The sequence below is a fragment of the Kineococcus glutinatus genome (genome assembly GCF_039542765.1).
GTDB classification, from domain to species: Bacteria; Actinomycetota; Actinomycetes; order Actinomycetales; family Kineococcaceae; genus Kineococcus_A; species Kineococcus_A glutinatus.
This window is the reverse complement of sequence record NZ_BAABIL010000069.1, coordinates 1-2,276: the sequence shown is the minus strand read 5'-3', so window position 1 is coordinate 2,276 and position 2,276 is coordinate 1. Positions and strand designations below refer to the sequence as shown.

Here is a 2,276-nt window from a genome sequence, read left to right as displayed (position 1 = left end):
CGCCGGCCCAGGCCACCGGCTCCAGCTGCGGCGGCAGCGGCTCGGGGACGCAGAGGGAGTGGTAGCGCACCGCCGCGAAATCCTGCGGCAGCCCGGCGAAGGGCCCGGCGCCGGTGTGCCGGATGCGGTCGACGAACCCGTGCCGCGGCGCCGGGGCCCGCACCACGGCGGCCCCCTCCCCGAGCGCGATGCCCTGGTGCCCGAGGCAGACGCCCAGCACCGGCACCCGCGCCGCCCGCAGCACCTCGGCCGAGACGCCGAAGTCGCGCGGCACCCCGGGGTGACCCGGGCCCGGGGAGACCACCACGGCGGCGAAGCCGGCCAGGTCGGCGGTCGTGAAGCCCGCCTCGTCGTTGCGCACCACGACCGGGTCGCGGCCGGTGACCTCCGCCACGAGCTGGAACAGGTTGTACGTGTACGAGTCGTGGTTGTCGACGAGGAGGACCCGCCGCGGGGTGCTGGATGCGCTGCTCATGGCGCCCCCACTGTCGCAGCCGCCCCGGGACCCGGGCGACGCCCGGCGCCCCCGGGTGCTCCAGCCGGACCGCCCGGCTGCCGAGGGAACCCGGGTGGACCCCAACCACCTGCCCGTGGGCCCGGTACCGGTCGGCCCCGCCCGCCTGCCGTGGCCGCAGGACCACCACCGCCGCCCCGCGGCCGCGGTCGGGCACCGCTACGGGCACCTCACACCCGGCGACCGGGACCTGCTGGCGCACGTGACGGGCGAGCACCTGCACCCCGACCTCGACGACGAGCCCGGCCCGGTCAGCCGCTTCGCCGCGCGCCTGGCCACCGACCGCGCCGCCGGGCACCTGCCCTGGGCGCAGCCCGTCGACGCCGGCTACCTGCTCGGGCTGGCCGCGCAGTCCGCGCGCACCGGCTGCCCCGACCCCGTCGTCAGCCCCGTGCTCGAGCGCGCCCTGGCGTACGTCGCCGCGCACAGCGGGCACCTGGACGTCACCGCCTGACCCCGCCCCGGCGCCGATCTCCGGGTCAGGGCGCCGCAAAGGGCCCCGCCGGGCGCCCGGACCCGGAGATGGGCGCGGGACGGAGGCCGCGGGGCGTCAGTACACGTCCCGCACGTAGCGCCTGTCCTTGGCCAGCTGCGCCACGAACGCCGCCGCCGCGTCCTCGTCCAGGCCGCCGTGGACCCGCACCACCTCCCGCAGCGCGGCGTCGACGTCCTTGGCCATCCGGCCGGCGTCGCCGCAGACGTAGACGTGCGCGCCGTCGCGCAGCCACGCCCACAGCTGCCGGCCGTGCTCGCGCATCCGGTCCTGCACGTAGACCTTGCGGCGCTGGTCGCGGGAGAACGCCGTGTCCAGCCGGGTGAGCGTGCCGTCGCGGAACAGCTCGTCGAGCTCGTCGCGGTAGTAGAAGTCGCTCGCGCGGTGCTGCTCGCCGAAGAACAACCAGTTGCGGCCGTGGTGGCCGCGGGCGCGGCGGTCCTGGAGGAACCCCAGGAACGGCGCGATGCCGGTGCCCGGCCCGATCATGACGGCGGGCGTGGTGGCCTCGGCGGGCGGGCGGAAGTGCGCCGAGCGCTGCACGAAACCCAGCACGGGCGCACCCTGCGGGGCGTCGGCCAGGTACGCCGAGCACACGCCGGTCCGCCGGCGGCCGGCGGGGTTCTCGTAGCGCAGCACCGAGACGGTGAGCCGGATCCGCTCCGGGTCGGCGAGCGGGCTGGAGGAGATGGAGTACTGCCGCGGCTGCAGGCGCTTGAGGACGGCGAGCAGCTCCTTGGCGGTCGCCTCGACGGGGTGCTCGGCGACGACGTCGACCGCCTGCCGGCCCCACGCCCACTTCGCCAGCTCACCGCGGTTGTCGGGGCGCAGCAGGCCCTTCAGCTCGCGGGAGTCGGCCCGCTCGGCGACGAACCGCAGCAGGTCCGGCGTGGTGCGGCTGATCTCCAGGTGGTGCGCCAGGGCCTCGCGCACCGGCACGCCGCCGACGCCCGCGACCTCGACGACCTCCAGCGGGTCGAACCCGGTGACGTCGAGCCACTCGCGCACGAGGTCCTCGGCGTTGGTGGGCAGGACGCCGAACGCGTCACCCGCCTCGTAGTCCAGCGGCACGCCGGTGCCGCCGGTGTCGAGCACGAACTCGCGCACCTCCTTGGCGGCGCCGGGCAGGCTGAGCAGCCGGTTGACGACGAGCCGCGCGGTGCCGGGCTCGGCCTTCGTGGCGCGCGGGCGCGCGGGTCCGGCCGCCGGCGCGGGCCCCGCCGAGGCCACTGCGACGGGCGGTTCCGCCGCCACCGGTGCCGGCGCCGC

Annotated in this window: 3 protein-coding genes; 1 reads left to right on the top strand and 2 read right to left on the bottom strand. The window is 77.3% G+C overall.

Annotated features, from left to right (window positions below; translation table 11 throughout):
• A partial coding sequence (locus tag ABEB16_RS03540) for an anthranilate synthase component II (protein ID WP_345710891.1) occupies positions 1-475 on the bottom strand: 475 nt, incomplete at its 3' end.
• A gap of 94 nt (positions 476-569) precedes the next feature.
• Here ABEB16_RS03540 and ABEB16_RS03535 point away from each other — a divergent pair.
• Positions 570-968: a hypothetical protein gene (locus ABEB16_RS03535; RefSeq protein WP_345710890.1), complete on the top strand. Its 399-nt coding sequence runs from the start codon at positions 570-572 to the stop codon at positions 966-968.
• Between the two features lie 96 nt (positions 969-1,064).
• Here the strand turns inward: ABEB16_RS03535 and ABEB16_RS03530 are convergent.
• Positions 1,065-2,276, bottom strand: a 1,212-nt coding sequence (locus tag ABEB16_RS03530; protein ID WP_425560096.1) for a diflavin oxidoreductase, incomplete at its 5' end; no start/stop codon positions are given.